The organism is Streptomyces sp. NPDC127197, from assembly GCF_042672405.1.
GTDB lineage: Bacteria > Actinomycetota > Actinomycetes > Streptomycetales > Streptomycetaceae > Streptomyces > Streptomyces flavusporus.
Window position 1 is genome coordinate 121,828 of record NZ_JBHXVG010000001.1, and the last position, 21,649, is coordinate 143,476.

22 protein-coding genes and 1 pseudogene are annotated in these 21,649 nt (G+C 69.8%); 13 read left to right on the top strand and 10 right to left on the bottom strand.

What is annotated here, in order from left to right; genetic code table 11:
• Window position 1: 1 nt before the first annotated feature.
• From rplR to rplO, 4 genes are read left to right on the top strand one after another with little or no spacing between them, the layout of a single operon-like run.
• Window positions 2-385, top strand: a complete 384-nt coding sequence (rplR, locus tag ACFVJQ_RS00640) for a 50S ribosomal protein L18 (protein WP_129799268.1) — start codon at window positions 2-4, stop codon at window positions 383-385.
• 41 nt (window positions 386-426) lie between these two features.
• Entirely contained in the window at window positions 427-1,032 is a 606-nt protein-coding gene (rpsE, locus tag ACFVJQ_RS00645; RefSeq protein WP_009190144.1) for a 30S ribosomal protein S5, read from the top strand.
• 2 nt (window positions 1,033-1,034) lie between these two features.
• Window positions 1,035-1,217, top strand: a complete 183-nt coding sequence (gene rpmD / locus ACFVJQ_RS00650; protein WP_003998814.1) for a 50S ribosomal protein L30 — start codon at window positions 1,035-1,037, stop codon at window positions 1,215-1,217.
• Between the two features lie 2 nt (window positions 1,218-1,219).
• Window positions 1,220-1,675 carry a 50S ribosomal protein L15 gene (gene rplO / locus ACFVJQ_RS00655; protein WP_014674382.1) on the top strand — a complete coding sequence of 152 codons (456 nt, stop codon included), beginning with the start codon at window positions 1,220-1,222 and terminating at the stop codon, window positions 1,673-1,675.
• A gap of 69 nt (window positions 1,676-1,744) precedes the next feature.
• Here rplO and ACFVJQ_RS00660 read toward each other — a convergent pair whose 3' ends face one another.
• The 8 genes from ACFVJQ_RS00660 to ACFVJQ_RS00695 all read right to left on the bottom strand — a co-directional run bounded on the left by ACFVJQ_RS00660 (window position 1,745) and on the right by ACFVJQ_RS00695 (window position 10,254).
• On the bottom strand, window positions 1,745-2,668 hold the full coding sequence (locus ACFVJQ_RS00660; protein WP_385779851.1) for a hypothetical protein: 924 nt from the start codon (window positions 2,666-2,668) through the stop codon (window positions 1,745-1,747).
• A 66-nt stretch (window positions 2,669-2,734) separates the two neighbouring features.
• Window positions 2,735-3,157, bottom strand: coding sequence for a hypothetical protein (locus ACFVJQ_RS00665; protein ID WP_385512411.1), 423 nt, complete (start codon window positions 3,155-3,157; stop codon window positions 2,735-2,737).
• Between the two features lie 335 nt (window positions 3,158-3,492).
• Window positions 3,493-4,545 (bottom strand): maleylpyruvate isomerase family mycothiol-dependent enzyme, encoded by a 1,053-nt coding sequence (locus tag ACFVJQ_RS00670; RefSeq protein ID WP_385779855.1) that lies wholly within the window; start codon window positions 4,543-4,545, stop codon window positions 3,493-3,495.
• Between the two features lie 25 nt (window positions 4,546-4,570).
• The gene (locus ACFVJQ_RS00675) at window positions 4,571-5,170 is read right to left on the bottom strand and encodes an RNA polymerase sigma factor (protein WP_385509107.1); all 600 of its coding nucleotides are present in this window, start codon (window positions 5,168-5,170) and stop codon (window positions 4,571-4,573) included.
• 45 nt (window positions 5,171-5,215) lie between these two features.
• Window positions 5,216-6,265 (bottom strand): aminotransferase class V-fold PLP-dependent enzyme, encoded by a 1,050-nt coding sequence (locus tag ACFVJQ_RS00680; RefSeq protein WP_385779858.1) that lies wholly within the window; start codon window positions 6,263-6,265, stop codon window positions 5,216-5,218.
• 96 nt (window positions 6,266-6,361) lie between these two features.
• Window positions 6,362-7,075 (bottom strand): DsbA family oxidoreductase, encoded by a 714-nt coding sequence (locus ACFVJQ_RS00685; RefSeq protein WP_385779861.1) that lies wholly within the window; start codon window positions 7,073-7,075, stop codon window positions 6,362-6,364.
• 94 nt (window positions 7,076-7,169) lie between these two features.
• The gene (locus tag ACFVJQ_RS00690) at window positions 7,170-7,778 is read right to left on the bottom strand and encodes a DUF1349 domain-containing protein (RefSeq protein WP_385509110.1); all 609 of its coding nucleotides are present in this window, start codon (window positions 7,776-7,778) and stop codon (window positions 7,170-7,172) included.
• 946 nt (window positions 7,779-8,724) lie between these two features.
• Window positions 8,725-10,254 carry an aldehyde dehydrogenase (NADP(+)) gene (locus ACFVJQ_RS00695; protein WP_385509112.1) on the bottom strand — a complete coding sequence of 510 codons (1,530 nt, stop codon included), beginning with the start codon at window positions 10,252-10,254 and terminating at the stop codon, window positions 8,725-8,727.
• 133 nt (window positions 10,255-10,387) lie between these two features.
• On the opposite strand from ACFVJQ_RS00695, the gene ACFVJQ_RS00700 reads away from it, so the two are divergent.
• The 6 genes and pseudogenes from ACFVJQ_RS00700 (at window position 10,388) to ACFVJQ_RS00725 (ending at window position 16,111) form a co-directional block, all read left to right on the top strand.
• Window positions 10,388-11,161, top strand: a complete 774-nt coding sequence (locus ACFVJQ_RS00700) for an IclR family transcriptional regulator (protein ID WP_129797205.1) — start codon at window positions 10,388-10,390, stop codon at window positions 11,159-11,161.
• A 314-nt stretch (window positions 11,162-11,475) separates the two neighbouring features.
• A pseudogene (locus tag ACFVJQ_RS00705) lies at window positions 11,476-11,622 on the top strand (GNAT family N-acetyltransferase); the annotation flags it as partial.
• An 80-nt stretch (window positions 11,623-11,702) separates the two neighbouring features.
• Window positions 11,703-12,701, top strand: coding sequence for a hypothetical protein (locus tag ACFVJQ_RS00710; protein WP_385509113.1), 999 nt, complete (start codon window positions 11,703-11,705; stop codon window positions 12,699-12,701).
• Entirely contained in the window at window positions 12,698-13,954 is a 1,257-nt protein-coding gene (locus ACFVJQ_RS00715) for a sensor histidine kinase (RefSeq protein WP_385509114.1), read from the top strand. Before ACFVJQ_RS00710 ends, ACFVJQ_RS00715 begins: the two co-directional genes overlap by 4 nt.
• The gene (locus ACFVJQ_RS00720; protein ID WP_385509115.1) at window positions 13,951-14,613 is read left to right on the top strand and encodes a response regulator; all 663 of its coding nucleotides are present in this window, start codon (window positions 13,951-13,953) and stop codon (window positions 14,611-14,613) included. Before ACFVJQ_RS00715 ends, ACFVJQ_RS00720 begins: the two co-directional genes overlap by 4 nt.
• 55 nt (window positions 14,614-14,668) lie before the next feature.
• Complete coding sequence (locus tag ACFVJQ_RS00725; RefSeq protein ID WP_385779866.1) at window positions 14,669-16,111, top strand: peptidoglycan D,D-transpeptidase FtsI family protein; 1,443 nt, start codon at window positions 14,669-14,671, stop codon at window positions 16,109-16,111.
• Window positions 16,112-16,152: 41 nt separating this feature from the next.
• Here ACFVJQ_RS00725 and ACFVJQ_RS00730 read toward each other — a convergent pair whose 3' ends face one another.
• Window positions 16,153-17,610: an NCS2 family permease gene (locus ACFVJQ_RS00730; RefSeq protein ID WP_385779869.1), complete on the bottom strand. Its 1,458-nt coding sequence runs from the start codon at window positions 17,608-17,610 to the stop codon at window positions 16,153-16,155.
• A 226-nt stretch (window positions 17,611-17,836) separates the two neighbouring features.
• Here ACFVJQ_RS00730 and ACFVJQ_RS00735 point away from each other — a divergent pair, with 226 nt between their 5' ends.
• The 3 genes from ACFVJQ_RS00735 to ACFVJQ_RS00745 all read left to right on the top strand — a co-directional run bounded on the left by ACFVJQ_RS00735 (window position 17,837) and on the right by ACFVJQ_RS00745 (window position 20,191).
• The gene (locus ACFVJQ_RS00735; protein ID WP_385779871.1) at window positions 17,837-18,403 is read left to right on the top strand and encodes a SigE family RNA polymerase sigma factor; all 567 of its coding nucleotides are present in this window, start codon (window positions 17,837-17,839) and stop codon (window positions 18,401-18,403) included.
• Complete coding sequence (locus ACFVJQ_RS00740; protein WP_385509119.1) at window positions 18,400-19,272, top strand: hypothetical protein; 873 nt, start codon at window positions 18,400-18,402, stop codon at window positions 19,270-19,272. The genes ACFVJQ_RS00735 and ACFVJQ_RS00740 overlap by 4 nt, the downstream gene beginning before the upstream one ends.
• Before the next feature lie 85 nt (window positions 19,273-19,357).
• The gene (locus ACFVJQ_RS00745; RefSeq protein WP_385509120.1) at window positions 19,358-20,191 is read left to right on the top strand and encodes a pectate lyase; all 834 of its coding nucleotides are present in this window, start codon (window positions 19,358-19,360) and stop codon (window positions 20,189-20,191) included.
• Window positions 20,192-20,316: 125 nt separating this feature from the next.
• On the opposite strand, the gene ACFVJQ_RS00750 is transcribed toward ACFVJQ_RS00745, so the two are convergent.
• Window positions 20,317-21,471: a right-handed parallel beta-helix repeat-containing protein gene (locus ACFVJQ_RS00750; protein WP_385779874.1), complete on the bottom strand. Its 1,155-nt coding sequence runs from the start codon at window positions 21,469-21,471 to the stop codon at window positions 20,317-20,319.
• Window positions 21,472-21,649 lie beyond the last annotated feature (178 nt).

The window sequence follows — 21,649 nt, forward strand, 5'->3', positions numbered from 1 at the left end:
CATGGCATACGGACAGAAGATCCTCAAGGGCGACGCCTACAAGCGCGCCGCGATCAAGCGCCGTCACATCCGGATCCGCAAGCGGATCAACGGTACGGCGGAGCGTCCCCGTCTCGTGGTGACCCGCTCGAACCGCCACATCGTGGCCCAGGTGATCGACGACATCCAGGGGCACACCCTGGCGTCGGCGTCCACCCTGGACACCTCGATCCGCGGTGCCGAGGGTGACAAGTCCGCGCAGGCCAAGCAGGTCGGCGCCCTGGTCGCCGAGCGTGCCAAGGCCGCCGGCGTCGAGGCTGTCGTGTTCGACCGTGGTGGCAACCAGTACGCCGGGCGCATCGCCGCTCTGGCGGACGCCGCCCGCGAAGCCGGCCTGAAGTTCTGAGCCGGTTCCGTAGCTAGCGGAAACAGAGAGAGGTAATTCCAATGGCTGGACCCCAGCGCCGCGGTGGCGGTGCCGGTGGCGGCGAGCGGCGGGACCGGAAGGGCCGTGACGGCGGCGCAGCTGCCGCCGAGAAGACCGCGTACGTTGAGCGCGTTGTCGCGATCAACCGCGTCGCCAAGGTTGTGAAGGGTGGTCGTCGCTTCAGCTTCACCGCGCTGGTCGTGGTGGGCGACGGTGACGGCACCGTGGGTGTCGGATACGGCAAGGCCAAGGAGGTGCCGGCCGCCATCGCCAAGGGCGTTGAGGAGGCCAAGAAGCACTTCTTCAAGGTCCCCCGGATCCAGGGCACCATCCCGCACCCCATCCAGGGTGAGAAGGCTGCCGGCGTCGTGCTGCTCAAGCCCGCGTCCCCGGGTACCGGTGTTATCGCCGGTGGTCCGGTGCGTGCCGTGCTCGAGTGCGCCGGTATCCACGACGTGCTGTCGAAGTCGCTCGGCTCCGACAACGCGATCAACATCGTGCACGCGACCGTGGAGGCCCTGAAGGGCCTGCAGCGTCCCGAGGAGATCGCGGCCCGCCGTGGTCTGCCGCTCGAGGACGTCGCTCCCGCGGCCCTGCTGCGTGCGCGTGCCGGGGCGGGTGCGTAATCATGGCGCAGCTCAAGATCACGCAGGTCAAGTCCTACATCGGCAGCAAGCAGAACCACCGTGACACCCTGCGGTCGCTTGGTCTCAAGGGGATCAACACCGTGGTCGTCAAGGAGGACCGCCCCGAGTTCCGCGGCATGGTGCACACCGTCCGCCACCTCGTGACGGTCGAGGAGGTCGACTGATCATGGCGGAGCAGAACCCGCTGAAGATCCACAACCTCCGTCCCGCCCCGGGCGCCAAGACCGCCAAGACCCGTGTCGGTCGTGGTGAGGCGTCGAAGGGTAAGACGGCCGGTCGTGGTACCAAGGGCACCAAGGCCCGCTACCAGGTTCCGGAGCGCTTCGAGGGCGGCCAGATGCCGCTGCACATGCGCCTCCCGAAGCTGAAGGGCTTCAAGAACCCGTTCAAGACCGAGTACCAGGTCGTGAACCTCGACAAGCTGGCCGCGCTGTACCCCGAGGGTGGCGAGGTCACCGTCGAGGGCCTCGTGGCCAAGGGTGCCGTTCGCAAGAACAGCCTCGTCAAGGTCCTCGGCCAGGGCGAGATCTCCGTGGCGCTGCAGGTGACGGTCGACGCCGTCTCCGGCTCCGCCAAGGAGAAGATCACCGCCGCCGGCGGCACCGTCACCGAGCTCGTCTGAGTTCGCTGACTTGAACGATCCCACCGGGGACGCCCTTTGCGGGTGTCCCCGGTGGTGTTTTTCGAGCGATCACTTGGGCTGAGCGATCACCTGGGCCGCGTTGCGGGACCACGCTTTCGCGTTGGAACGCAACGTGGCCAACTCGCTCTTGCGCTGCTTCATGACCTCCAGCTCGTAGCCCGACTGCACAGAGACCATCACACCCAGGTAGTTGACCTGTTGCTTGCATTCCATGTCCGCAACAGCAGTCGTCTTCTCGAGTTGGCTGACCTTGTCGCCGGACCATCGATCGTCGTTCGCTGCGTCCTCGGGAGACCTGTACTGGTGTCCCTTCTTGGACATACAAGAGGACCAGTCGGCAGTCAACCGGGAAATCCTGGGGTCCTCCCGCGTTTTGAAGATGGCCTCCAGCCGCAGCACCTCGACATGCGCCTCGCTGAGGCCGGTCGGGCTGGCGAGCTCACGCCGGTCGAGTACGACGCCCCCTCCCGTGATCTTCTCCGGGATGTTCGTTCCCTCGGTGATCCGGTCGGCTGCCACGCGGGCACAGCCTCCTTCGGGCACCCCCTTACCCTTGTATCGCCGCAGCTTCCCTTCCATGAGCTCCTGCTGCGTTGTGGAGGCGCGGTCATCCCACGTGCCGCCCTTCGGAGTTGCGGACTCCGGAGGGTTGTAGCCATGCTGCTCCGCTTGGCTCAGGGGAAAGACGATGAACTCGGAATGACGGTGCTGCTGCTGAGCCGACTCCGGTTCGGGCATGGGGTTCTTGGTGTAGCCCAAGTCACTCAGGCACTTATTTATCAGCCTCGCTTCCGCCTGGTGAAGAGTCAGGGCATCATGCTGCGAGGGAAGAAAAGAGTCCAGTGGAGTTTTTATCCGGGTCGCGTCCAGATGCTTCGGTGTAGGCGCCGCCATGGTTTCAGGAAGCTCGCCGGACGCGCAGCCGCTCAGTGCGAGCAGGGCGACCGAGGCGAGAAACATCGTCTTGCGCATTTCCTTTTCCCCCTAAAAGCCGAATGGCCGACGCAGAAGGTCGGCCATTCGATCACTTACTTTTGTTTACGGGCAGCCGTACTTCGAGTAGGAGGACATCTCGTCGTTGAACCTCGCGTATGCGCCTGCGATGTTGCCGCCCCAGCCCTTGGGGAGGTTGAACTTCGGTCCGTGGAAGTCCTTGTCCCAGAAGAGGCTGTAGCCGTCACAGGACGTCCCGGTTCCAGCCGTGTACGACGAAATGGCGTCGTTGATGTTGCCGCTGTGGCTGAACCACTTGGGGCCGTTGCTGAAGTCCTTGTCAGGGGACCCCAGGTCGTAGTAGCCGTCGGCCTTGTGGCGATCATAGAGGCGGTAGACGCACAGATCGGTCTTGTGGCACGTGCCGTCACCACCGTCAGCGGCGGCCGGCGTCGCGAAGCCGACTGCGGAAGTTGCGATTGATGCGAATACAGCCGCCGTGACGGCAAGAATTCGACTCTTCTGCATGAAGAATCATCCCCTGTCTGGAACTCGGCAGTTGCCGAGAAATGAAAGGGGGCCGACAGAAAGCCGGGCATGATTGCAAGCTCTTCAATTAGTCGTCCCCCGTGAAAAGGATCGCCCATAAGGTTCCTGGTCAGGGAACCGAGCGACTCGATGAGTTTAAAGTCGCTCACCTGTTCACGTCAACCGCGTTATCTAGTAGGAGTGCGTTTGGGGTGATCTGTCCCTTTAGGTTGAAAAATAATCCACTTGGGAATGAGGCGGCGGAATTCGTTGAGATATGAAACGGGTGGGGGGGGGCCCCCCCCGGGGGGGCCCCCGACTCGTTGCATTGCCGTCTACAACCACGCCAGCGACGCCGCGCGCTCCAGTACGTTCCGTACGGCCGACTCGTCGCCGGCCGCTCCGCGCGGGACCTCCTGCGGCGGGTACCGTCCGCCGACCAGCAGGCAGAAGTCGACCGGATCCAGGGCGAGTTCGGCGCGTACGGGTTCGGCGTCGGAGCCCAGCACCCATTCCGGGCCGCCGGTCACGGAGAAGAGGACGGGCGGTGCGGTGGGCCCGAGGGCCGCGCCGAGGATGCGCACCGCGAGCCGGATCAGGTGCCGCAGGTGTTCCTCGGGCGGCGGCGGGACGGCCAGGCCCAGGGCGCGGCCGATGTCGTCGGTGTGGATCCAGGTCTCGAAGGCGCGCACGAGGAAGTGGTCGGTGACCGGCAGCCGCAGCCCCATCAGTGTCACCGCACGGGCGGCCGGCTGCGCATCGCGGGCCTCGGGTGCGCTGAGCAGGGCGGCCGCCTGCGCGGACCAGGCAGCGACGGTCTCCCCGGGCGGGCGCCCGCGCTCATGGGCGATCACCTCGGCGGTACGCCGGTTCCAGGCGGCGTCCCAGGGCGTGCCCTCCTCGATCCCGGAGGGCGGCCGGCCGGTGTCGACCCCGAGCTCCGTCGCGAGCGGTTCGTCGGCGGCGAGCAGGTGGGCCACGGTCGCGTGCACGTCCCAGTCGTGCACGACCGGCGTACCCCACCGGCCGTCCGCCTCGGACAGCAGCGCCTTCAGTCCGGAGACGGCAGCGGCGTAGGGGGCGGCATGCGGGGCGACGGCGGGGACGGCGGCACGGTGGCGAAGGGCACGGGACAGGACGGCGGAGGAGGGCCCCTCGAGCGGGGCCGATGCCGGGGGCCGCGCCTCGGACGGCGACCCGTCCGACGCAGACGCGGCCGGCGCCGGCCCTTCCAGCATCCGTACCACTGCCCTCAGCCGTTCCGCCTCCCTGGCGCATGTCTCGCAGGTGGCGAGGTGGGGTGGGATCGTCTTCTCGTCGGCCGGTTCCAGGGCGCCGAAGGCCCAGGCGGCCAGGAGTTCCCGTACGACGTCGTGATCGGTGGTCACCGTGTGCCTCCTTCCACTGCTGCCATCATGCGCCCCTTTCGAGGGCCGGGTCCGGCGGGTCGGCCAGGGATTCGGCCAGGGTGCGCAGGGCGGTGCGCAGGCGGGTCTTGGCGGTGCCCTCGGGGATGCCGAGTTCCACGGCCGCCTGCCGGTAGGTGCGGCCGGCGAAGTAGGCCAGGTGCACCACCTCCCGTTGCGGCTGCGGGAGTTCGGCGAGGGCGGAGTGCAGCAGCAAGGAGCGTTCCCGGTCCACGACCGTCTCGTCGGGGCCGGGACCGGGCTCCGGGATGGCGTGCAGCGCGGAGTCGTCGGCGCGGGCGTCCTTGCGGTGCCGGGCCTCGCTGCGCACCCAGTCCACGGCCCGCCGGTGGGCGAGCAGGGACAGCCAGGTGCGCAGTGAGCCGCGGTGCGGGTCGAAGGCGTACGGCCTGCTCCACAGCTGGGCGAAGACCTCCTGCGCCACGTCCTCCGCGGCGGCCGCGCTGCGCGTCACCCGCACGGCGACGCGCCGCACCAGCCCGCCGTACGCCGTGTACACCTCGGCCAGCGCGGACTCGTCGCCGTACACCAGCCGCCGGTGCAGTTCCGCGTCGGTCCCGACGCCCGCCTGCTCCACCGGCACCACCCCCGGTGCCCTTCCTAGCGTCCGCGGCGGGCCCGCGCCAGTGGTTCAGCCGGACAGCACGTCCAGCAGGCGGTCGACGTCGGCGGGCGTGTTGTACAGGTGGAAGGCGGCGCGCAGGTTGCCCGCGCGGTCGGAGACCTCGACGCCGGCGCGGCTCAGCTCGGGCTGGCGCTGTCCGAGGCCGGGCACGGAGACGATCGCCGAGCCGGGCGCCGGGACGGGTTCGTGGCCGAGCGTTGCCAGGCCCGCACGGAAGCGGTCGGCGAGCGACAGGTCATGCGCGTGTACGGCGGCCACGCCGAGTTCCTCGACCAGGGCCAGGGAGTGCCGGGCGCCGGTGTAGGCGAGGAGAGCGGGGCTCTCGTCGAACCGGCGGGCGGAGTGGGCGAGTTCCTTGACCGGGCCGTAGGTGCTGTCCCAGGGGTGTTCGCCGGCCGCCCAGCCCGCGAAGACGGGAGTGAGTCCGCCGAAGTCCTCCGGTACGACGAGGAAGGCCACGCCGCGCGGGCAGACGACCCACTTGTAGGCGACGGAGGAGACGTAGTCGAAGTTGTCCGCGGCGAGCGGCAGCCAGCCGACGGCCTGGGACACGTCGATGAAGGTGCGCGCCCCGTGCGCGCGGGCCGCCTCGCGGATCGCCGGCAGGTCGGCGATCCGGCCGTCCGCCGACTGCACGGCGCTCACGGCGACGAGCGCGGTGTCCGGGCGGACCGATTCGGCGAGCCGCTCCAGGGGCACGCTGCGCACCTTCAGGTCCCGGCGGACGTGGAAGGGGTTCACTAGGGAGCTGAAGTCGGCCTCGGCGGTGAGCACCTCGGCGCCCTCGGGCAGCGCGGCGGCGATCAGCCCGCTGTGCACGGCGACGGAGGCCCCGGCCGCGACCCGGCTCGCCGGCACCCCGACGATCCGGGCGAAGGCGGCCCGGCAGGCCTCCACGTCGGCGAACATGTCCTGCGGCACGCCTTCGGCCAGGGACAGTGCGGCGGCGTGCAGCGCCGCCACCGTGCGGGCCGGCAGCAGGCCGGTGCTCGCGGTGTTGAGGTAGGTGTTCTTCGGGGCGAACTCGGCGCGGACGAGGCTCTCGAAGGTCTCCATGGGGTCCACTCTGCGGTCCCGGGAAGCCCACGTCCATTGCGTATTTCTACGTGGTTTCCCTAAGGACCGCTTATGGACCGGCCCTCACCTGCGGCTTCAGTGCTGCGGCACCGCGCACCCGTCCGGACCGCACGCCTCGGCGCCCGCGTCGTCGATCAGCTTCAGCGGCGACCGCTCGCCCCACGCCTGGGTGAGTGCCTGGCCGAACACCTCGGCGGGCTGCGCGCCGGAGACGCCGTACTTCCGGTCGAGGACGAAGAACGGCACCCCGGTGGCACCGAGCTGCGCGGCCTCCCGCTCGTCGGCCCGGACCTCGTCGGCGTAGGCGCCCGGATCGGCGAGCACCTTGCGGACGCCGGCCTCGTCGAGCCCGGCGGCGACGCCGATCTCCACCAGCCGCTCGTCGTCGTTGAAGACGGACCGCTCCTCGGCGAAGTTCGCCTCGTACATCAGCTGGACGAGCTCGCCCTGCCGGCCGTGCTCCTTGGCGAAGTGGAGCAGCCGGTGCATGTCGAAGGTGCTGCCGTGGTCCCGCCCGCGGGTCCGGTACTCCAGCCCCTCGGCGGCGGCCTGCGCCCCCAGGTTGTCCTCCCCGGCCTGCGCCTGGACCTCGCTCATGCCGTACTTCTTCGTGAGCATCGTCAGCACGGGCTGCACGTCGTCCTTGGCCCGCCCGGGGTCCAGCTCGAACGACCGGTGCACGACCTCGACCTCGTCGCGGTGCGGGAACTCCGCCAGCGCCTTCTCGAAGCGGGCCTTGCCCACGTAGCACCAGGGGCAGGCGATGTCGCTCCAGATCTCGACGCGCATGGGTTCTCGCTCTCTCAGGCTCGTACCGGGTACGGAGACTCCCTCCGCCGGTGCGTGAACGTTCAAGCGACCGGTTTCATTCCCGTACGCCGGCTCAGCTGCCGTCCCGCAGATCCCGCGGCCAGCTCGGCCGGAACTCGATGTGGTCGTACGTCACCACGCATCCCTCCCCCAGCGGCGACTGGGTCATGAAGCCGACCAGGGCCGCTCCCGTCTCCTTCTCGCCGCCCAGCGTGAACAGCCGCACGAAGGTCCAGCGCTCACCGTCGCGGGAGGCGTGGAAGGCGAAGGAGCGACCGGTGCGGCTCACCCGCAGCCACACCGACGTCCCGTCCACCGTGAAGGAGTTGGCGTCGTCGGAGTGGCCCCGGGTCACCACCGTGCAGACGGTCGGCACATCCGGCGAGTACTCCAGACACAACTTGGCCCAGGCCCGCTCCCCGACATGGACGTAGAGCACCCCGGCGTCGAAGGCCGCGTTGAACCCGACGGCGACCCGGGCGATCAGCTGGAAGTCACCCTCCGGCGCCCCGAGCAGCCGCGGCGCGTCGGAGGCGGGGTCGAGCGCCTCACCGGTAGGCGACACGAACCGGTCCTGCCGGGCCCCGGCCCATCCGGTGAGGACGCCGTCCTCGTAGGACCAGTGCCCGTCGGGGCCATAGGTGCGCAGTGCAAACGGGAGTTCGGGGAGTTCGAAGTCCATCCCGCCAGTGTTCCAGCCGGGCCGGGAGCCCTGCCCACCGGGCGGTGGAACGGAGCTTGACGAACCGTCACGCCCGCCTCCCGGCGTCGGCCTCGGCCTCGGCCTGGTGGGGACCGGGTCCAAGCAAGATCGCGAAGTCAGACTGGGTCATTAGGCCATAAATGGACACATCTCACACGGCTCGATACGGTCGAATTACACGCGCTACAGCTGCAGCAGTGATCAGCGAGCAGAGAAGTCGGCGCCAGAGGCCGGAATTCACCGGCCCGAATAGTACCCAGCGCATCGCGCAGCTGTGCAAGTACCGGTCCCGGTCCGCAACCTCACAACTGACGCTCCGACCGGGGCAGGTCACCGTCGGCACGTACCAGTCTCGAAGGAAGAAGACAGCTATGCGCCCGAAGCAAACCATCGCACTGGTGGCGAGCCCCCTCGTCGTGGCCGCGGCCCTGGCGCTCCCGACCACGGCCATGTCGCAGAACTCGGACGCCTCGGTGGCGTCCGCCCCACAGGCCCCGAACCAGCCCACGCCCACTCCCACAGATCGGCGCCCCCCCGGCGAGCAGCCTCCCACTCCTACTCCGAAGCCGACGAGGACACTTACACCGACCCAGGAGGGCAATCGGGACGGACGGGTGGCCGGGAGGATTGACGGCGAAGACTGCAATTACAAACAGTCCTTTGCGCCGAAGAAGAAGAACTCGAGGTACATGGCGGCCTACAACGCAGCTTACGAGCGGAACTACAACGCGACCTGCATCGAGGAGGAGGAGTAGAGCTTGTCGCGGAGCCCCGCGTCGGATGTCCGGGGTCTGCGAAGGCAGGCCCCGCCACGTCGACTGCGGGGCCTGCCGCGCGAGCGAGGCTCTCCCGCGGTGAACTCGCCGTCCACCACTGCTTCTCACCCCACCCGGTGCCGTGCGTACGCCGGTCCGGGCCGGTCGGGTCAGACCTCCGTCCGCCCGTTGAACCGCCGCGGCAGCCCCAGCGGGTTGTCGTCGCGCAACTCCGGCGGGAGCAGCGCCTCGGGCGTGGTCTGGTACGTCACCGGGCGCAGCCAGCGTTCGATGGCGGTGCCGCCCACCGAGGTGGAGGTGGACGTCGTCGCCGGGTAGGGGCCGCCATGGTGCTGGGCGGGGGCGACTGCAACACCCGTCGGCCAGCCGTTGACCAGCACGCGTCCGGCGAGCGGCGTCAGCTCCGCAAGCAGCTCGGGCCCACGCCCCTCCCCCGCGGCCTCCTCCGTCGAGAGGTGAACCGTCGCCGTGAGATTCCCCGGCAGCCGCGAAAGCACGGCCTTGGCCTCGGCCTCGTCCTCGTAGCGGGCGACGACGGTCACCGGCCCGAAGCACTCCTCCAGGAGCAGGTCGTACTCCCCCTCCTGCGCGAGCTTCTCCGCCGGAACCGTGAGGAAGCCCGCGCTCACCGTGTGCTCGCCGCCCGCGCCCGGCGTCACGGGCGACTCCACGTCGGGGAGTTCCGCACGCTCCGCGACACCGGCGACGAAGTTGTCCCGCATACGGTGGTCGAGCAGCACGCCCGCCTCGGTGTCGCTGACCGCCTCCGTCAGCGACTTCACCAGCCGGTCCCCGGCCGCACCCTGCGGCGCCAGCACGAGACCCGGCTTCACGCAGAACTGTCCGACGCCCAGCGTCATGGAACCGGCGAGCCCGCCGCCGATCTGCTCGGCGCGCTCCGCTGCCGCGGCCTCGGTGACGAGCACCGGGTTCAGGGAGCCCAGCTCACCGTGGAACGGGATCGGCACCGGACGCGCGGCGGCCGCGTCGAACAGGGCCCGGCCCCCTCGTACGGAACCGGTGAAGCCCGCCGCGGCGACCAGCGGGTGCTTGATCAGCTCGATGCCCGCCTCGAAGCCGTGGACGAGACCCACGACCCCCTCGGGGATGCCGTGCTCCGCGGCGGACCGGCGCAGCACGGCCGCGACCAGCTCGGACAGCGCGGGGTGGTCGGGGTGGGCCTTGACGACCACCGGGCAGCCCGCGGCGAGCGCGCTCGCGGTGTCGCCGCCGGCGACGGAGAAGGCGAAGGGGAAGTTGGAGGCGGAGTAGACGGCGACGACGCCGAGCGGGACCTTGTAGCGGCGCAGGTCCGGGATGGGCGGGGTGGCGGTGTCGTCGGGGTGGTTGATGACGACGTCGAGGAAGGCGCCCTCGTCGACGATGTCGGCGAAGGCCCGCAGCTGGTAGCAGGTGCGGGCGAGTTCGCCGGTCAGCCGGACCGGGCCGAGCGCGGTCTCGGCGTCGGCGGCCTCGACGAGCTGGTCCTTGGCGTCCTGGAGCCGGTCGGCGGCGGTGCGCAGGAAGGCCGCGCGGACCGCGCGGTCGGCGAGGTCGCCGCGGACGGCATGGGCGGCGCGGACGGCGGCGTCCACCTCCTGGGCTGTGGCCTCCACCGCAACCTGTTCACGCTGCTTCCCGGTTCGGGGGTCGACACTCCAGACTGGTGCTGCTGCCACCGCGGGTCCCTCCACACATGTAATGCCGCAGTTCTTGGTCATCCACCAGGGTCGTTCGATATACTGAACATTGTCTCTGATGGTGAATATGCTGTTGGAGACTATTTCCCGTCGAACGAAGGGGTCAAGGGCGATGTCGGCAGGCGAGACGGGGGGCGGAGCGCAGGTCAAGTCCGCGGTACGGACGGTTGAGCTGCTCGAATACTTCGCCGGACGCCCAGGTATGCACTCGCTCGCGGCGGTCCAGGAGGCCGTGGGCTATCCCAAGTCGAGCCTGTACATGCTGCTGCGCACGCTCGTCGACCTCGGCTGGGTGGAGACCGACGCGACGGGCACGCGGTACGGGATCGGCGTACGGGCGCTGCTGGTGGGGACGTCGTACATCGACGGCGACGAGGTGGTCGCGGTGGCCCGGCCCACGCTGGACCGGCTGTCGGACGACACGACGGAGACGATCCACCTCGCGCGCCTGGACGGGACGAACGTCGTCTACCTGGCCACCCGGCAGTCGCAGCACTACCTGCGCCCCTTCACCCGCGTCGGCCGCCGCCTCCCCGCGCACTCCACCTCCCTCGGCAAGGCGCTGCTGAGCACGTACACGGACGAGCAGGTCCGCAAGATGCTGCCGGAGACCCTCCCCGCCCTCACCGAGAACACCATCACCGACCGGGAGAAGCTGATCGAGGAGCTGCACCAGGTACGGGAGCAGGGGTACGCCGTGGACCGCGAGGAGAACACGCTGGGCCTGCGCTGCTTCGGCGTGGCCATTCCCTACCGCACGCCGGCCCGGGACGCGATCAGCTGCTCGATCCCGGTGGCCCGCCTCACCCCGGCACACGAGCAGATGGTGAAGGACGCCCTGTTCGACGCCCGCGACCGGCTGACGCTCGCCACTCGTAGGCTCTGAGCCTCGCAGGCTCGCCAGTCTGATTAGCGGTCCGTAGCGATTCTGTGGCAGAGTGTCACGTGCACGCTCGGCGCCCAGGCGACGTCGGGCACCCTCCTCGGCCTATAGCTGTGCAGGCTGGTCGAGCAGCGTCCGGAGGGACGTGCCACACGGGCTGACGGCACCGGCCGCTCAGCACCAGGGCACGAAGACGATTGGCTCACACCCTGAGCAGCACTGAGGGTCACTAAGCCAATCAGAGACGCTCTGACTCCATGGATGTGGAGGAGTCTGGCCCCACCGCTCACGCGGCGGGGCCAGAACTGCGTCGCGGACCGCCGTACGCCCGGGCGGCGGCGGACAACGAGGGCTCGCTGCGGGTGTTGCACAAGTGGGGGTTCCGGGTGACCGCGCAGGCGAGGGGCTTCGCCAACGCGCGCGGCGAGGAGATCAACGAGCTGGTCCTGGCGTTGGAGGGCTGAGCGGGCCTCCCCCATGCGGCGGAGACGGATCACCGTCGCGCAGGAGGTGGGCCCCTGCCGTCGCGCGGGAGCGTGGACGCATGACGCAGACACTCGCTTCTGAGCAGGTGACGCCCACCGTCGGGGCCGACCGGTCCCGTCGGTTGCTGCGCGCCGTCGCGATCGTCTCCTGTGTGCCGTATCTCGCGCTCAAGGTCGCCTGGATCGCCGGGAGTCACATCGGGATCCCTCAGGGCAGCCCGCTGCTGGAGCACCGGGGGAGCATGGCCGTCGCCAACGCCATCACCGTCCTCCTGGACGGTGCGGTGATCGTGCTCGCCCTGGTGCTGACCCGGCCGTGGGGGCTGCGGGTCCCGGCGTGGCTGCTGGCCTTCCCGGTGTGGGTGGCCACCGGCCTGCTCGCGCCGATCATGGCGGGCTTCCCGATCCAGCTCCTGGCCGACGTGCTTGCCGGCACCCCGGGAAGCGCCCCGGGCGACAGCGAGCCGTTCCTCGACGCCTGGGTCTTCGGGGTCGTCTACTCGGGGTTCATCGTGCAGGGATTCGCCCTCGGCGCCCTGTTCGTGCCGTACACCCGGGACCGCTGGGGCCGGCTGTGGCAGGGGCGGGTCTGGGAGCTTCCGGCCGGCGTCATCGGGGCGGCCCAGCGGGCGGTCGCGGCCGCGGCCGCCGTACTCGCTCCGCTGCCCTTCGCGGTGCACCTCCTGTGGGCGTGCGGCGGCACCGCCGGGCTGGACGAGGCCCGGGTCGCCGACCGGACGAGTGGCTTCCACGTGATGGAGGCGCTGTCCGCCGCCTTCCTCGCCATGGCTGTCACCGGCGGCTTCCTGCTCGCCTTCCGGCGCGGCCGGGCCCTGCCCGTCAAGCTGCCCCTCGCACTCGCCTGGGTCGGCTCCGCCGCCACGGTCTGCTGGGCCGCCTGGTTGTCGCTGGCGCCTCTCACCGACGTGGCCGACGAGCCGACACCGCTGATGAACCTCGCCTACGCTGGCCAGATGATCGTCGGCATCCTCGTCGCCTGCCTCGGCGTCCACTTCCTCGCGGAGCGGTCCGCGGGCCGGAAACGCCGTACGGCATGAGCCGGTTCATCCGGTTCCTGTTCGGCAGGCGGGCGCGTCGCCGCTGGCTCCATCTGATCATCGGCGGCGCGCTCGCCATGCCGTACGTCTTCGTGGGCCAGCTCGTCGTCGGTCCCGCCACCGACTCCCGGTACGTCTTCAACGACCTGCCCCTGCAACTCCTCTCCTTCGCCGTCGGGTTACCCCTCGCCGCGGTGACCTCCGTGCTGTTCCCGCTGACCCGGCCCCTGGAGGCCGGCGCCGTGCGGTGGCTGTGCGGGATCGACGGGGACCGGCTCGCCGACGGGCCGGCCCGGACGCGGGACGCGAAGGGGCGTACGGCGGCCTGGTTCACGCTGCATCTCGGGCTCGGCGGGATCATCTCCGGGATGTCGCTGGCGGTGCCGCCGTTCGCCGGCTTCCTCGTCGCGCTGCCGCTGATCGTGTGGCTGGACGGTACGGAGTTCGTCGAGTTGCCCGAAGTCCTCGAACAGACCTGGGTGGTGGCGCTCGCGCCGGTCGCGGGCACGGCGACGCTGCTCGCGCTCGCCGGCTGCGCGGCCGTCTGTGGCGCGCTCCTCGCCCGCTGGGCGCCCGCGCTGCTCGGCCCCACGCCCGAGGACCGGCTCGCGGCGGCCGAGGCCCGCGCCGCCGACCTCGCCGTACGCAACCGGCTCGCGCGCGAGTTGCACGATTCGGTCGGCCACGCGCTCAGCGCCGTCACCCTCCAGGCGAGCGCGGCCCGCCGAGTCCTCGACACCGACCCGGAGTTCGTCCGCGAGGCCCTGGCCGCGATCGAGGACACGACCCGGCGCACGGTCGGTGAACTCGACGCCGTGCTCGGCGTGTTGCGGGACGGCGACGCCCCCGGTACGGCCCCGGCGCCCACCCTCGCCGCCGACCTCGACTGCCTCCTGCGCCGCACCCGCGCAAGTGGGCTGCGGGTGACCGCCACGGTCGACGCCGACCCCGCGGCCCTGCCGCCCGTCCTCTCCCGCGAGGCCTACCGCATCGTGCAGGAGGGGCTGAGCAACGCCCTCAAGCACGCCGGTGACGGGGCGGCCGTACGGCTGCGGATCGAAGTGACCGACGGGCACCTGGAGATCACCGTCGAGAATCCCGTCGCCTCCACCCCCGAGCTCCGCCCCGGTGGCGGTCACGGCCTGCGGGGCATCGCCGACCGGGCGCGGCTGCTGGGCGGGACGACGCGGGCCGGCGCCGTGCAGGGGATGTGGCGGCTGTACGTACGACTTCCCACGAAGGGACCCGCATGACGACCCGCCCGCCCATCCGCGTCGTCCTCGCCGACGACGAGCGCATGGTGCGCACTGCCCTGCGCGCCATCCTCTCCGCCGAGCCGGACCTGGAGGTGGTCGGTGAGGCGGCGACCGGGGCCGAGGCCGTGTCCGTCGTGCGGGAGCGGCGGCCCGACGTGGTCCTCATGGACGTGCGCATGCCGGAGATCGACGGCATCCGGGCCACCGAGCAGATCCTGGCCACGCTCGACGAACCGCCGCGTGTTGTCGTCGTGACCACCTTCGAGAACGACTCCTATGTGTACGACGCCCTGCGCGCCGGAGCCGCCGGGTTCCTGCTGAAGCGGGCCGACGCCGACGCGCTCGTCCAGGCCGTACGGCTCGTCTCGCACAGCGACACCCTGCTGTTCCCGTCGGCCGTGCGCACGCTCGCGGCCGAGCACGCGCGCGCGTACCCCGCTCCACCGCCCTGGGTGGCGCGGCTCACCGGCCGCGAGAGCGATGTGCTGCGACTGATGGCGCAGGGCCTGACCAACGCGGAGATCGCGCGGCGCATGGAGGTCGGTCCGGCCACCGTGAAGTCGCATGTGGCTGCGATCCTGGCGAAGACCGGCACCCGGGACCGCACACAGGCGGTCATCGCCGCCTACGAGGCGGGCTTCATGAACGCTCGATGAGAAAACGGGGCGCAAGGGAACGATTACCCCCCTCCTGATCGTCCCTGGGAGTGGGATGAACAAGACGATCAGGCGGGCGTCCGTCTTCGTGCTGCTGCTGGTGTTCGCTCTGCTGGTCAGGGCGACCTGGGTGCAGTTCTACGACGGCCAGGCGCTCGCGGACGACAAGAACAACCGGCGGAACGCGATCGAGCTGTACAGCGAGCCGCTCGGCAACATCGTCGTGGGCGGCGAGGCGGTCACCGGCTCGGTGCCGATGAAGAGCGGCGACCTCGCCTACCGGCGGACGTACACGGACGGCCCGCTGTACGCGGCGGTGACCGGCTACAGCTCGCAGGCGTTCGGGGCCACACAGCTGGAGGGCATCTACCGGGACCTGCTCGACGGAACCGACAACCGTCTCAAGAGCGTGCTGAACACGGTCACCAACAAGCGGTCGGACCCGGGCAACGTGATCACGACGATCGACCCGGATGTGCAGAAGGCGGCGTACGACGCGCTCGGCGACAAGAAGGGCGCGGCCGTCGCGATCGACCCCACGACCGGGAAGATCCTGGCGGTCGTCTCCACTCCGTCGTACGACCCGTCGCGGATCACCACGGGTGACTCGGCCGCCTGGGAGCAGCTGACCAAGGACTCCGAGAAGCCGATGACGAACCGCGCGCTGCGCCAGCCGCTGCCGCCGGGTTCGACGTTCAAGCTGGTCGTGGCGGCGGCCGCGCTGGAGGACGGCCTGTACTCGTCGGTGGACGAGAAGACGGACAGCCCGGACCCGTATCCGCTGCCGCAGTCGAGCGACAGGCTGACGAACGAGAACCCGTCCGCCCCGTGTGAGAACGCCTCGATCCGGGTGGCTCTTCAGTACTCGTGCAACAACGTCTTCGGGAGCATGGCCGTCGACCTGGGCCAGGACAAGGTCCGGGCGATGGCGGAGAAGTTCGGCTTCAACGACGACGAGCAGGATGTGCCGGTGCGCGCGTACGAGAGCGTGTACCCGTCGGACATGGACGACGCGCAGACGGCCCTGTCGGGCATCGGCCAGTTCGATGTCACCGCGACGCCGCTGCAGATGGCGATGGTCTCAGCGGCCATAGCCAACGACGGCAAGCTGGTCTCGCCGCATATGGTGTCGCAGATCACCGACAGCAGCGGTGATGTGCTGCAGGACTACGACGACAACGCCTCGACGGAGGAGATCGTGAGCTCCTCGACCGCCGAGCAGCTCCAGTCGGCGATGCAGACGGTGGTCGAGGAGGGCACGGGGACGAACGCGCAGATACCCGGGGCCACGGTGGGCGGCAAGACCGGCACGGCCCAGCACGGCGAGAACAACAGCAAGACGCCGTACGCCTGGTTCACGTCCTACGGGAAGGCCGACGGCAAGGAGGTCGCCGTCGCGGTCGTGGTGGAGCAGTCGGACGCGGCGCGTTCGGAGGTCAGCGGCAACGGGCTGGCGGCGCCGGTGGCCCAGGCGGTCATGGATGCGGCGTTGAAGTAAGGGGGTGGGGGCAACCCGCGCCAGAAGGTTCCCCCCACCGGTTACTTCACGCCCAGAATCTGTTCGATCGGGTCGATCGCGAAGTACACCAGGAACAGCACCGAGGTCCCCCACAGCAGCCAGTGGACCTCCTTCGCCTTGCCCAGCACCGTCTTGATCAGGACGTAGGCGACGAAGCCCGCGCCGATGCCGTTGGTGATGGAGTACGTGAACGGCATCACCGCGATGGTGAGGAACGCCGGGATGGCGATCTCGTACCTGTCCCAGTCGATCTGCTTGACCTGGGTCATCATCAGGAAGCCGACGGCGACCAGGGCCGGGGCGGCCGCCTGGAGCGGGACGATGGTGAGCAGCGGGGTGAAGAACAGGGCGAGGGCGAACAGGCCGCCGGTGACCAGGTTGGAGAAGCCGGTGCGCGAGCCCTCGCCGACGCCGGCCGCCGACTCGATGTAGGAGGTCGCCGAGGACGACGAGGCGGCGCCGCCCGCGACGGCCGCGGCGCCGTCGATCAGCAGGACGCGGCCGAGATTCGGGACCTTGCCGTCCTTGTCCAGCAGCCCGGCCTCCGTGCTGATGCCGACGACCGTGCCCATGGTGTCGAAGAAGTCGGACAGGATCAGCGTGAAGACCAGCAGGACGACGGTGATGACGCCGACGCCGGGCTCGCCGAACGCGCCGAACAGGCTGAAGTCGCCAATCAGTCCGAAGTCGGGGGCGTCGATGACCTGGTCGGGCAGCTCGGGCGTGGTCAGGCCCCAGGTCTTGATGTCGGCGATCGAGTTGATGACGATCGCGACGACGGTCATGGTGACGATGCTGATGAGGATGGCGCCCTTGACCTTGCGGGCGAGCAGTCCGATGGTCAGCAGCACGCCGAGGCAGAAGACGAGAATCGGCCACCCGGTGAGCGTGCCGGTGCCGCCGAGCTGAACCGGCACCGTGGTGTTCGCGGCGTCCGGGATGCGGCTGACGAAGCCGGCGTCGACAAAGCCGATGAAGGCGATGAACAGGCCGATACCGACGCTGATCGCCTGCTTGAGCGCCTGCGGGATGGCGTGCATGACGGCCTCGCGCAGCCCGGTGACGACAAGTACGCAGATCAGCAGGCCTTCGAGGACGATCAGGCCCATCGCGTCGTCCCAGCTCATCAGCGGGGCGATCTGGAAGGCGACGACCGCGTTGAGGCCGAGTCCGGCGGCCAGGGCGAGGGGCAGATTGCCGCCGATGCCCATGATGACCGTCATGACCGCGGCCACCAGGGCGGTGGCGGTGGTGAGTTGCACCGCGTCGAGCTGCTCGCCGTACTTGTCCCTGGCACTGCCCAGGATGATCGGATTCAGGACAAGGATGTAGGCCATGGTGAAGAACGTGGCGAAGCCGCCGCGTATCTCCCGGCCGAAGGTGGACCCTCGCTCGGAAATCCTGAAGAACCCGTCGATGCTGTTCGCCGCCGGTGGCGGGGCACTTGGCCGGTCGGTCACCTTCTGCGTTTCGGACATGGCGGACACTCCTTGGCGCCTGAATGATCTGTGTGCGGATGCTGGCTGGATTGTTCCCTCGTTGAACCTGTTTCAGGTTTTCTCCGTGTTACGGAATCGGGTTCGGCCTGCCATACCGCGTTCGAAGCCCCGTACGAATCACATGAGTATCGCTGATACAGTTCCGGATCTCATCCCGGCGTACGGCAGTTCGATGCCGGGCCAACGCTTCGAGGAGAGACCGCCCGTGGGGACAGTCGTCGACGACGCCGCCTCCGTGGAGTTCCATGCCTTCTTCGAGCGCCACTACGCCGAACTGGCCCGTCTGGCCCATCTGTTGACGGGTGAGGCGGACGCGGCCGACGATCTCGCGGCGGATGCGCTGCTGGCGCTGTGGCACCGCTGGGACCGGGTGCGCGCGGCCGACCATCCGGTGGCGTACGCGCGCGGAGTGGTCGCCAATCTCGCCCGCACCCGCATCCGCAGCGCGGTGCGCGAGCGGCGCCGGATCGCCCTGTTCTGGTCCCAGCGCGAGGAGAAGACCGAGAACCCGGACATAGCGGGCTCGGTGGATGTACAGGCGGCGCTGCGCAGGCTGCCGTTCCGCAAGCGGGCCTGTGTGGTGCTGCGGCACGCCTTCGACCTGTCGGAGAAGGACACCGCGCTCGCCCTGGGTGTGTCGGTGGGTACGGTGAAGAGCCAGACCTCGAAGGGAATGGCCGAGCTGCAACGATTGCTCGGCACACAACAGGCTCCGCAGAAGGTGCACGCGGCGATGGCGCGCACCGGTGAGGCCGGAGGAAGGGACCGATGACGATGCAGCGGGACGTGCACGGCGAGCTGCGCGCCCGGCTGCACGAGGCGGCCGAGGCGCACGAGCCCGACCGCGCGCGCATCCTGGCCCGGATCGAGCGCGGTATGACCGAGGAGGTCCGCGGCGGCAGCGGCCACCGGGCGACCCTCCCGCCGGCGTTCGGCTGGCTGCGGGTCGCGGGTGCGACGGCCGCGGTCGCGGGGGTGCTCGCGGTCGGCGGGTACGCGGTCGCGTCCGCGGTGAAGGAGGAGGCTCCCCCGCAACGGAAGGTCGCCGTGTCGGCGACGCCCACGCCGTCGCCGGAGGCGACGAGCCGGCCGCCCGCGTTCCCGGTGGACCCGGAGCCCAGCCGCCCGGTGGAGTCCCGGAAGGAGGAGCCCAGCTCGCCCCCGGCGCAGTCGCCGTCCGCCTCGGCGTCCGCACCGGCACAGCTGCCCGCCGACGCCGGCGTCGAGGACGGTCCGCTGTGGTCGGACGGCTCGGTGGACCCGCACAGCAACGACTTCTGGGCGCAGAGCAACATCACCGTCAAGACCAGCGAGCAACTGACCGAGCTGACCGTGCAGTTGAGGATCGCGCAGACCGGCGGAGTCTCCTCGACCGGCGCCTGGCGGTCACTGCCGGAGGACGACTTCACGCTGACGGTCGGCGAGCAGGACGGCTTCCTGGTGTACACCTGGGTGCTCAAAGAGGGCCGTACGGTCCCGGCGGGCGAGTGGGTGTTCGCCGGGCAGTACGACCACGAGCGCGGCGGCCGGGACGCCAAGGACGACGGCTACGCGGCGACCGCGCGGGCGGGCTCCGAAGAGCTGTCCGTGGCGGGCGACTTCGCTGCCCAGGACGACGACTCGTCCGAGGGCGACTCGTAAAAAATTTCTGGAGACACGGCAACCCATTCCTCACCGGTGACGACCACAAGGCGCAAGAGTCACCACCCACTTGAGGAATCGGTACATGACTGCACCAGCAGAACAGCGCGTGAGGCACCGCCGCCGGGTCACCAGGCGGCGTGCCGTGATCGGCTCCGTGGCCGCGCTCGGCATCACCGGAGCGGCGTTCGCCACCACGTCGCTGCTGTCCACCGCCGGCGCCGCGTCCAGCTGGCCGACCGCCAAGGGCAACAAGGCGGTGAGCAGCACCATCTCGGTGTCGGGCACGTACGACGGCGGCTACCAGCGTTTCTACGGCAGCGGCGAACTGGGCGGCACCGGCCAGGAGGAGGGCCAGGACCCGATCTTCCAGCTGAAGGACGGCGCGGTCCTGAAGAACGTCATCCTGGGCTCCCCCGCCGCCGACGGCATCCACTGCCAGGGCAGCTGCACACTGCAGAACGTGTGGTGGGAGGACGTCGGCGAGGACGCCGCCACGTTCAAGGGCAAGTCGGCGTCGTCCGTCTACACCGTGTACGGCGGCGGTGCGAAGAACGCCAGCGACAAGGTCTTCCAGTTCAACGGCGCGGGCAAGCTGGTCGTGACGAAGTTCCAGGTGTCGGACTTCGGCAAGCTGGTGCGCACCTGCGGCAACTGCTCCACGCAGTACAAGAACCGCTCGATCATCATCAACGACGTCGATGTGACGGCGCCGGGCAAGTCGATCGTCGGCATCAACTCCAACTTCGGCGACACGGCCGCCCTGCGCAAGGTGCGCATCCACGGCGACAGCAGCAAGAAGATGAAGGTGTGCACCCGCTTCCAGGGCAACAACACCGGTGCGGAGCCCAAGGAGCTCGGCAGCGGCCCGGACGGCACACACTGCCGCTACACGGCCTCCGACGTCACCTACAAGTGAGTCGCTGAGAGCTGCCGGCCCGAGCCCCCCTCGGGCCGGCCTGTCGGACCGAGCCCCCCTCGTCCGGCACACGGAACGCCCCCGCCGGTGACGACCGGCGGGGGCGTTCCCCTGTGTTTCCCCGGCTACTTCATCGTCGCGCCGATGCTCGTGGATCCGGTGGTCAGGAAGGTGGTCGACGGCAGCGAGCCGTCCGCACCGCGGGCGCCGTACGCGGTCTTCGCGTCCGTGGTGGCGAACGCCGGTGTGGCGACACCCGCGTCCCAGTTGTTGGCCGCCGAGACGGTGGCACCGCCGAGCTTCGCCTTCGCGTCGCCGTTGCCGACGGCGAGGTTGCGTGCGAGACGCGCCTTTCCGGTGGCGAAGTAGAAGCCGTCCTCGGTGTTGGCGTAGGCGGTGTTGCGGTACAGCACGATGGCGCCGGTGTTGGAGTTCTCGGTGAAGCCGTGCAGGGTGTTGTCCCAGGCGGCGTTGTTCTGCACCTTGTGGGCGACGGAGGCTCCGCCACCGCCCAGCTTGAAGCCGTTGCCGTTGCCCTCGAACGCGGGGTCGGACCAGCGGTTCTTGCCGTTGCCGAACGCCCAGGAGTTCTTGATGGTGACCGGCGAGGAGAACTGCCACAGGTCGAGGCCGTCGTCCGAATTGTTGTAGAGGCGGGCGCGGTCGAGGACGTTGCCGGTGCCGGAGCCGAACTTGACGGCGATGCCGTCGGCGTTCTGGCCGTGTCCGGCGGGGTCGTAGTTGCCGTGACTGTCCAGGTTCTGCACGAGGTTGTTCACGGTGCCGTCGCCGCGCAGGGTGAAGCCGGAGTCGCCGTTGTTCGCGGTGACGAGGTTGCGGAAGATGCCGCCGGTGGAGGAGGTGACGACGAAGCCCTGGGCCGGGGAGTTCTGGAAGGTGAGGTTCTCGACGGTCCAGTAGCTGCCGTAGATCCCGGCGAGCCAGGAGCCGTCGGGCAGCTTGGAGCCGTCGATCCTCACCTTCTCGCTGCCGTACGCCTTCAGCGTGATCCGGCTCGAACTCGTCCCGCTGGCCGTGGACTTGAGGCTCGCGGTGGGGGTGTACGTGCCGCCGCGCACCTGGATGGTCGTACCGGCGACGGCGCTCTTGACGGCCGACTCCAGTTCGGGGGTGGTGGAGACGGTGACCGTCGTCGAGGCGGCCTGGGCGCCGCCGTCGGACAGGCCGAGGTACACGCCGCCCGCCCCCGCGGCGACGGCCACTGCCGCGGCGATCGAGAGGGTGCGCGTCCTGCGGTGGCGTCCGGTGCTCTGACGCACTGGGGCGTTCCTTTCCTAGGGGGATGGAGCGAAACGGGCCGGAGGGGCCGCCCCGGCCCGTTTCTGAGATCCGGTCGTCGCAGCGGCCGGAAAGGTTGCCGGGGCCGCGCGAAAAGGACCGAAACTTTCGGTCCCCTTCCGCCCCGGCAGCACCGATTGACGCAGCGTCCTCGGCAGA

What these genes read in the sequence shown, in the direction of transcription:
- rplR (WP_129799268.1), top strand. Translation starts at nt 2, where the DNA reads ATGGCATACGGACAGAAGATCCTCAAGGGCGACGCCTACAAGCGCGCC.
- rpsE (WP_009190144.1), top strand. Translation starts at nt 427, where the DNA reads ATGGCTGGACCCCAGCGCCGCGGTGGCGGTGCCGGTGGCGGCGAGCGG.
- rpmD (WP_003998814.1), top strand. Translation starts at nt 1,035, where the DNA reads ATGGCGCAGCTCAAGATCACGCAGGTCAAGTCCTACATCGGCAGCAAG.
- rplO (WP_014674382.1), top strand. Translation starts at nt 1,220, where the DNA reads ATGGCGGAGCAGAACCCGCTGAAGATCCACAACCTCCGTCCCGCCCCG.
- ACFVJQ_RS00660 (WP_385779851.1), bottom strand. Translation starts at nt 2,668, where the DNA reads ATGCGCAAGACGATGTTTCTCGCCTCGGTCGCCCTGCTCGCACTGAGC.
- ACFVJQ_RS00665 (WP_385512411.1), bottom strand. Translation starts at nt 3,157, where the DNA reads ATGCAGAAGAGTCGAATTCTTGCCGTCACGGCGGCTGTATTCGCATCA.
- ACFVJQ_RS00680 (WP_385779858.1), bottom strand. Translation starts at nt 6,265, where the DNA reads ATGGAGACCTTCGAGAGCCTCGTCCGCGCCGAGTTCGCCCCGAAGAAC.
- ACFVJQ_RS00685 (WP_385779861.1), bottom strand. Translation starts at nt 7,075, where the DNA reads ATGCGCGTCGAGATCTGGAGCGACATCGCCTGCCCCTGGTGCTACGTG.
- ACFVJQ_RS00690 (WP_385509110.1), bottom strand. Translation starts at nt 7,778, where the DNA reads ATGGACTTCGAACTCCCCGAACTCCCGTTTGCACTGCGCACCTATGGC.
- ACFVJQ_RS00700 (WP_129797205.1), top strand. Translation starts at nt 10,388, where the DNA reads ATGTCGGCAGGCGAGACGGGGGGCGGAGCGCAGGTCAAGTCCGCGGTA.
- ACFVJQ_RS00710 (WP_385509113.1), top strand. Translation starts at nt 11,703, where the DNA reads ATGACGCAGACACTCGCTTCTGAGCAGGTGACGCCCACCGTCGGGGCC.
- ACFVJQ_RS00715 (WP_385509114.1), top strand. Translation starts at nt 12,698, where the DNA reads ATGAGCCGGTTCATCCGGTTCCTGTTCGGCAGGCGGGCGCGTCGCCGC.
- ACFVJQ_RS00720 (WP_385509115.1), top strand. Translation starts at nt 13,951, where the DNA reads ATGACGACCCGCCCGCCCATCCGCGTCGTCCTCGCCGACGACGAGCGC.
- ACFVJQ_RS00725 (WP_385779866.1), top strand. Translation starts at nt 14,669, where the DNA reads ATGAACAAGACGATCAGGCGGGCGTCCGTCTTCGTGCTGCTGCTGGTG.
- ACFVJQ_RS00730 (WP_385779869.1), bottom strand. Translation starts at nt 17,610, where the DNA reads ATGTCCGAAACGCAGAAGGTGACCGACCGGCCAAGTGCCCCGCCACCG.
- ACFVJQ_RS00740 (WP_385509119.1), top strand. Translation starts at nt 18,400, where the DNA reads ATGACGATGCAGCGGGACGTGCACGGCGAGCTGCGCGCCCGGCTGCAC.
- ACFVJQ_RS00745 (WP_385509120.1), top strand. Translation starts at nt 19,358, where the DNA reads ATGACTGCACCAGCAGAACAGCGCGTGAGGCACCGCCGCCGGGTCACC.